Below are 6,229 nucleotides of genomic sequence, written 5' to 3' on the forward strand. Positions count from 1 at the left end.
CCCGCGTACGTATGGGAGAAGGAAGGTATCGGCGAATCTGACGCACCAGCAGTTGCCCTTCCCGCATATGTACAGGAAAAGGGCAGTACAAGAGTACCTGCGGACGGAAGGCGGGAGCCCTTCCCGCGTATGCACAGGAAAAGGCGGGGTCTCGTTTTGTCACGGATTGGGCGGAGAGCTCGCTTTCGCGGATAAACGGGGAAGGGCTGGGGGGAAAGATCGCCTTCCCACGCGTGCGGGACAAAGGGAGGCGGGTGAAGTGCTCGAGTGGATGCGCGGCGTCCTCGGCCGGGCAAAGGAATTTTTCCGCGCCGTACTCTTACCGGTGATCCTCGTGTACTTCCTCCGCACGCTCATCTCGCCCACGACGTTTGACGTCTTCGTGCTCCTCGTCCTCTTTCTCCTCTACGTCGGCGCCCTCCTCGACTGGTACTGAGGGAAACGGAAGGGCGGCAGCGAGAACGCCCGCCAGGTAATCTTCGTCCAGGTACCGTTCAAACCGGCGCACGAGGTCGAGTTCGTGGCCTGCGGTGTCGGCGGGGTACCGACAAAAAAAGTCGAGGGAGCGAGCGGGGGCTGCGAGAAGCGCCCGAAGCAGAGCGACCTCGCTTTCGGCGGGCGGGCGCACCGCCGTGTACGCTTCCCACGCTTCGCGCGACCGGACAAGCCAGATCTCACCACCCCGACGAAAACGGAAGACAGGGCCGCCTGCGGTGACGGCCGCTTCGATCCCCCCGCGGAAGAAGGCCGCCAAATCGACGGCGGCCGGTGCAAACGCCACGGAACTCCAAAAGCCGAGGACGCGCCCCGCGGAATCGAAAGCGTCGGCCACGGGGCTTCCGTGGACGAGGACGAGAGGGTAAGTCTCGCCAGGCGCGACACCGTCCAAAGAGGTCCGCGCAACCTCTACGGCCGCACGCAAAAAGGCAAGGTTAGCGAAAAACAACGCCTCGACGGGGGAAGGATAGGGCGCCGAGGCGATTTCCCGTTCCCGACGGGCCATGCACTCCGCCCGTTCGGCTAAAGCCCGGCGTTCACCTTCGAGGAACGCAGCGACGGCGGAAGGAGACGCGGAGAGCGCGGTAAGTCGGTGAAGGTGGGCGAGGGTCTGCGCGGCGCGAACGCGCCACTCTGAAGCCTCTTCCGAATCGTCCCAACGGGAAGGGTACGGCGAGGGCGCTTTCGCCGGAGTCTCGTAGACGCGGCACACGGCGTATGCCGTACCGCGGACGTGTACCGTGTACGTGCCGAAGAGGTTGGGGAGCGGTTCCCACGTGGAAAGCCCCCGGCCGTGCACGTACTTGAGCGCGCGAAAGCCGGCCTCCGCCTGCATGCCCGAAGGCGCGGAAATGAGCGCGTACGTCCCCCCGCCCACGCGGAAGAAAAAGACCCCCCGTTCGTGCGGGCCGTCTTCGGGCACGACGCCGCGCATTCCCCAGTACGTCCCGAGAAGGGCCGCGGCAAACCGCGCGTCGCGTGTGACCTCCGTTTCCTTGGACCCCATCGGCCTTCACCGCCGCTCCTCGCCTTCGCGCCGCGCCGAATGGGACCCTCCGGGCGAAGAACCTTCCGCCTGCGAAGTTTCGCCTTTCCCGCCTGCGGACGTTTTTCGCCCGAGGTAGACGAAGCGGAGGGCGGAATCCTCCTTCGCCCGCTCCCGTCCCCGCGAGCGGGCGATCTGCGAAGGGAGAAAATTCCCTTTGCCGATGCGGGGCGACCCGAAAGAAGCGGTAGGGTCGACGGAGGAAGGGAATTCGTTCGTCCGGAGCTCCCCTTCGGTCGGCGGAAGGTTCTCGGGAATCTCTCGCCGCGCCTGAGCCGCGCCCCAACCGGGGAGGACGCTTCGGCCTTTCCTCGGGGAAGTTCGTCCCCGCTCCTGCCCGCGGACGGTCGCGCTTTTTCCGCCCTCCTCGCCCGTGTCTCGTGACGGTCGTCCCCGTTCCGCCTCCGCCGTAGGGGGCGCTTCTTCTACGGGAACGCCCGAAGCGCCCGCTTCGTCGCGCGCGTTCGCTCCTTCCGCCGCCTCTTTGGCCTCCTCCGTCGTTTCCCGCGTTTCCTCCGAAGGAAAGGCATCGGGTGGGGCTCCTTCTCCGGAGGGAAAGAGGAGGGCCTCCTGCGGCGACGGGGGAGACGGAGTCTCCGACGGGGAAGGAGGTTCGGAGACGGACTCAGAAAAGGCATCCGCCGACGGAGTCTCGTGCGGCCGGGCAAAGGGTTCCGGTTCGGGAGGGGGCTCCGACGAGGGAGATGGAACGTCCTCGGGAGAATACGCGAGGGCCGCAAGGGCGGGATCGTCTCCAAGGAGTTCGGGATCCTTCTCCTTTGCCTCCTGCGAATCGTCCGCAAAGGGCCAAAAACCCGTCGTTTCAAAGGAATACCCCGTGTCGACGACGGGGACGACCTCTCCTTCGGGCGAGGAGGCGATGCCCCCCAACTCCAAAACCGTGCTCAAGAGGAGCCTCTCGCGGCCGAGAAGCTCTACCTCGAGCGAGCGGATTTCGAGGAGAAGCCCCTCCCCGGTCACGCGCTCGCGGGGCACGGAAATGTCGAGCGGGATGCGGTACACGAGATGGCGCGTCGAAGGAGGCGATTCTCCCGTGCCGGATCCCGCCCCGCAAGGCCCGCCCGCATCCTCGGGATCCCGGGACGAAGTGCGGTACTCTGCGGTGAAGCGAAGGGACCCAACGATCCGCACGTGCCGCTCGTCTTCTTCGATGCGTACGTCCGGAACGAGTTCGGCACCCAAGATCTGCGCTTCGCTTTCCAGGGGTTCGTCCAAGGCGATGCGCTCTACGAGTTCAAAGGAAAGTCGTCCGCGATCGGGCATCCGCTCCCCGATCTGCCGCCGCCCGGATCCCCGGTCGGCTTCGCAAACCGGGCGCTCACCTCCCACACCATACCTCTATGCGGGAGGACGACCGGTATGCGGAATTTCGGGCTCGGGCGGGATCTTGGGCAGGATGTCCTCCAAGGTCACGCGGCGAACGGGGCGCCACGTCGCGGGATCTTCGGGCCGAAAGCGTTCGAGGTAGGCGATCACTTCGTTCGTGATCGCCGTAGGCGTTGACGCACCGGACGTCACGGCGACACGCCGCGCGCCAAAGAGCCACCGCGGATCGATCTCCTCTACGTCGGAGACGCGGTACGCCTTGACGCCGGCGATTTGCTCGCTCACCTGGGCGAGGCGGGCCGTATTGTTGCTTCGAGGATCGCCGACGACGATTGTGAGGTCGGCGCCGCGCGCCTGCTTCGCCACGGCGACCTGACGCACCTGCGTGGCGAGGCAGATCTCGTCGTGCACCTCGGCGTGGGGAAAGCGCTCGCGGGCATATGCCACGATGTCCGCCACGTCCCACTGGCTCATCGTCGTCTGGTTCGTGATCGCAATCGGCCGATCGCCAAAATCGGGGAGTCGGTCGACGTCCTCCACGGTCTCCACGAGGTAGACGTGCTCAGGAGCCACCCCCATGGCCCCCTCCGGTTCGGGGTGCCCTGCGCGGCCGATGTAGAGGATCGCGTACCCTCGCCGCGCCTTCTCCGCAATGAGTTCGTGGGTGCGGAGGACGTCCGGGCAGGTCGCGTCGACCACCGTAAGCCCCTTCTCCGCGGCGCGCCGCCGCACGGCCGGAGAAACGCCGTGGGCCGTAAAGATCACCGTTCCCGTCGCGATCTTTTCTAAGAGCGAAAGGCGGTCCGCACCGTCGAGGGTTTCCACGCCTAAGCAGGCAAAGGCCTCGACGACGTAGCGGTTGTGGACGAGCATTCCCAAGATGTACAGTGGGCGAGGCAAGGACGGATCGCGCGCGGCGCGAATCGCCTTGACCATTGCGGCGACGACGCCGTGGCAGTACCCCCGAGGCGAAATGCGGACGACTTCCACCGGTACTCCCCCCTCGCCAAGCTCCGTTCACCGCAAAACAAACTTCCCACCGGGAGGCCGCATCTTTAGCTGCTGGCACTCCCGTCGGCTTCGCGTTTGCGTTGCGCGAGCGCGCGCGGTAAGGCGCGCTCCAGCGCTTCTCGCGTGCGCTCGACGTCGTCCTCCGTGTGGGCGAGGGAGAGGAAGTGCGCCTCGAACGCGGAGGCGGGGAGGTAGATCCCCTCGGCCAGCATTTCGCGAAAGAGGTGGCGGAAGAGCGCGAGGTCTTGACGGCGGGCGTCTTCGAAGTTGCGCACGGGGCATTCCGCGAGGAAAGGCGTGAGCATCGAGCCGACTCGCTGCACGCAGATGGGAACGCCGTGGCGGGCGAAGACTTCGCGGTAGGCCTCGGCGAGGCGGGCGGAGAGACGGTCGAGGTAGGCGTAAGCCTCTGCGTCGAGGAGTTCAAGCGTCGCCCGCCCCGCGGCCATCGCCAGGGGATTCCCCGAAAGCGTCCCCGCCTGGTAGACGGGCCCCGCCGGGGCGACGAGCTCGAGGAGTTCCCGCCGGCCCCCATAGGCGCCCACGGGGAGGCCGCCGCCGATCACCTTGCCCATCGTCGTGAGGTCCGGCTCCACGCCGTAGAGCCCCTGTGCCGAGGCGGCGTGGACGCGAAAACCCGTCATCACCTCGTCAAAGATGAGGAGCGCTCCCGCCTCGCGCGTGAGCCGCCGAAGCCCTTCGAGGAAGCCGGGCACCGGCGGAACGACGCCCATGTTGCCGGCGACCGGCTCTACGATCACCGCGGCGATCTCTTCCCCAAAGCGGCGGAAGAGCTCTTCGACCGCGGCGAGGTCGTTGAAGGGGGCCGTGAGGGTGAGCCCCGCCGTTTCCCCCGGCACGCCCGGACTGTCGGGAAGGGAGAGGGTCGCCACACCTGAGCCGGCCTGGACGAGGAACGGGTCGGCGTGTCCGTGGTAGCAGCCCACGAACTTCACGATTCGCCTGCGTCCCGTCGCGGCCCGGGCCAGGCGTACGGCGCTCATCGTCGCCTCCGTTCCGGAGTTCACCATGCGGACCATCTCCACCGAGGGAACGCGCCGAACGATCTCTTCCGCGAGGAGTACCTCTTCTTCCGTAGGCGCCCCGAAGCTCGTCCCCCGCTCGAGGACCTCGCGGACCGCCCGAACGACGTGCGGGTGCGCGTGGCCCGCGATGAGCGGACCCCAGGAGAGGACGTAGTCGAGGTAGCGGTTCCCGTCTACGTCGTACAGGTACGCCCCCTCTCCCCGGGCAATGAAGCGCGGGGTAAGTCCCACCGCGCGGAAGGCGCGCACGGGGCTGTTTACGCCCCCCGGCATGAGTTCTACCGCGTGACGAAAGAGCTCTTCCGAACGCGCAACTTTTTCGGACATGGAATCCCTCCTTCGTCCTCTACTCTACCGCACCGTCCACCTCCATACCGCATGCAACGGATACAAAAAGCGGGGGTCTCTTTTCCCACGCGTCGACACGTCGCATTTAGGTCCCCTCCCACCCTCGTCCGACGAAGCGATTGGCGTTTTTTGCACCGCCCGTCTCCCGTAGGGCTCGCAAGAAGCATCGTCACTCCGATCGCTCCATGAACGCTCGCGCGAGGCCAAGACTCCGTTTCATGCTGACGAACAGGACGGAGCCGTTCAACCGGACGCTAAATCCAACCTCTTCGACGTCGGTTCGAAGTGATTCGCCTTCTCAATTTACACTCCCCGAAACTTGGCCTTTGCTTCGAAAAGCGCCCGGAAGACGCCCCAACCAGCGTCGGTAATGTGGCGCGCGAGGCGGTCGTTCTTCAGCATCCCGACAACGTTCAAACTGATGGTCGTCGAGCGCTATTCTAGCGCTATTTCTCACGTATGATGAAATTCATGTGTGCGAAGGGAGGCTTGTCATTTGTGGACGAAGGTATCGTTAATCTGGACGCCCGACGGTTGTACTGTGTGCCGATGGTGCGGCGCTTGCCATAGGACGGTACTGATCCATTGGTGTGGTATGAGCGGCTAGCGGTGGATGCTCAAGCTAGTTTTTTTCTCGAAAGCGGGGGCCAGGGGCGATACACATTTCTCGGTTACGGCGAATCACTCGTGATAGGCAAGGGTGACCTCTTGACAGTGACGCATGGTAGGACAGCGGCGCGGTGGCGTGGAAACCTCCTCGCACAGTTGCGGGGGGGTCCTCGCCGCACGCCGCGCGCCGAGATGGCCTGGGCTGCCGCCCTTTTTTGGCGGCTTTGTCAGGTACGTAGCCTACGACGCGGCGCGGGCCATCGAGCGCCTTCCCGTGCGGGCCGTTGACGATTTAGCCCTGCCCGAGGTGTACCTGATGGAAACG

General features: G+C 65.6%; 6 protein-coding genes. 2 read left to right on the plus strand and 4 right to left on the minus strand.

Going from position 1 to position 6,229, the window contains the following annotated elements:
• Positions 1-67 precede the first annotated feature (67 nt).
• Positions 68-436 (plus strand): YszA family small membrane protein, encoded by a 369-nt coding sequence (locus C7438_RS09730; RefSeq protein WP_491996585.1) that lies wholly within the window; start codon positions 68-70, stop codon positions 434-436.
• Here C7438_RS09730 and C7438_RS03910 read toward each other — a convergent pair.
• The 4 genes from C7438_RS03910 to hemL form a co-directional block, all read right to left on the minus strand.
• The gene (locus C7438_RS03910; protein ID WP_121443988.1) at positions 320-1,504 is read right to left on the minus strand and encodes a hypothetical protein; all 1,185 of its coding nucleotides are present in this window, start codon (positions 1,502-1,504) and stop codon (positions 320-322) included. The two genes, C7438_RS09730 and C7438_RS03910, sit on opposite strands and share 117 nt — an antisense overlap.
• Positions 1,505-1,510: 6 nt before the next feature.
• Positions 1,511-2,893 (minus strand): hypothetical protein, encoded by a 1,383-nt coding sequence (locus C7438_RS03915; RefSeq protein ID WP_121443989.1) that lies wholly within the window; start codon positions 2,891-2,893, stop codon positions 1,511-1,513.
• Between the two features lie 9 nt (positions 2,894-2,902).
• A complete protein-coding gene (locus C7438_RS03920) occupies positions 2,903-3,880 on the minus strand; it encodes a 4-hydroxy-3-methylbut-2-enyl diphosphate reductase (RefSeq protein ID WP_121443990.1) in 978 nt (325 codons plus the stop codon).
• A gap of 65 nt (positions 3,881-3,945) precedes the next feature.
• Positions 3,946-5,274, minus strand: coding sequence for a glutamate-1-semialdehyde 2,1-aminomutase (hemL, locus tag C7438_RS03925; RefSeq protein WP_121443991.1), 1,329 nt, complete (start codon positions 5,272-5,274; stop codon positions 3,946-3,948).
• 766 nt (positions 5,275-6,040) lie between these two features.
• On the opposite strand from hemL, the gene C7438_RS03930 reads away from it, so the two are divergent.
• On the plus strand, positions 6,041-6,229 hold a 189-nt coding region (locus C7438_RS03930; protein ID WP_252393314.1), incomplete at its 3' end, for a hypothetical protein.

The organism is Brockia lithotrophica (genome assembly GCF_003633725.1).
Lineage (GTDB): Bacteria > Bacillota > Bacilli > Thermicanales > DSM-22653 > Brockia > Brockia lithotrophica.

Coding starts and splice junctions, on each gene's coding strand:
- C7438_RS09730 (WP_491996585.1), top strand. CDS start 68: ATGTACAGGAAAAGGGCAGTACAAGAGTACCTGCGGACGGAAGGCGGG.
- C7438_RS03910 (WP_121443988.1), bottom strand. CDS start 1,504: ATGGGGTCCAAGGAAACGGAGGTCACACGCGACGCGCGGTTTGCCGCG.
- hemL (WP_121443991.1), bottom strand. CDS start 5,274: ATGTCCGAAAAAGTTGCGCGTTCGGAAGAGCTCTTTCGTCACGCGGTA.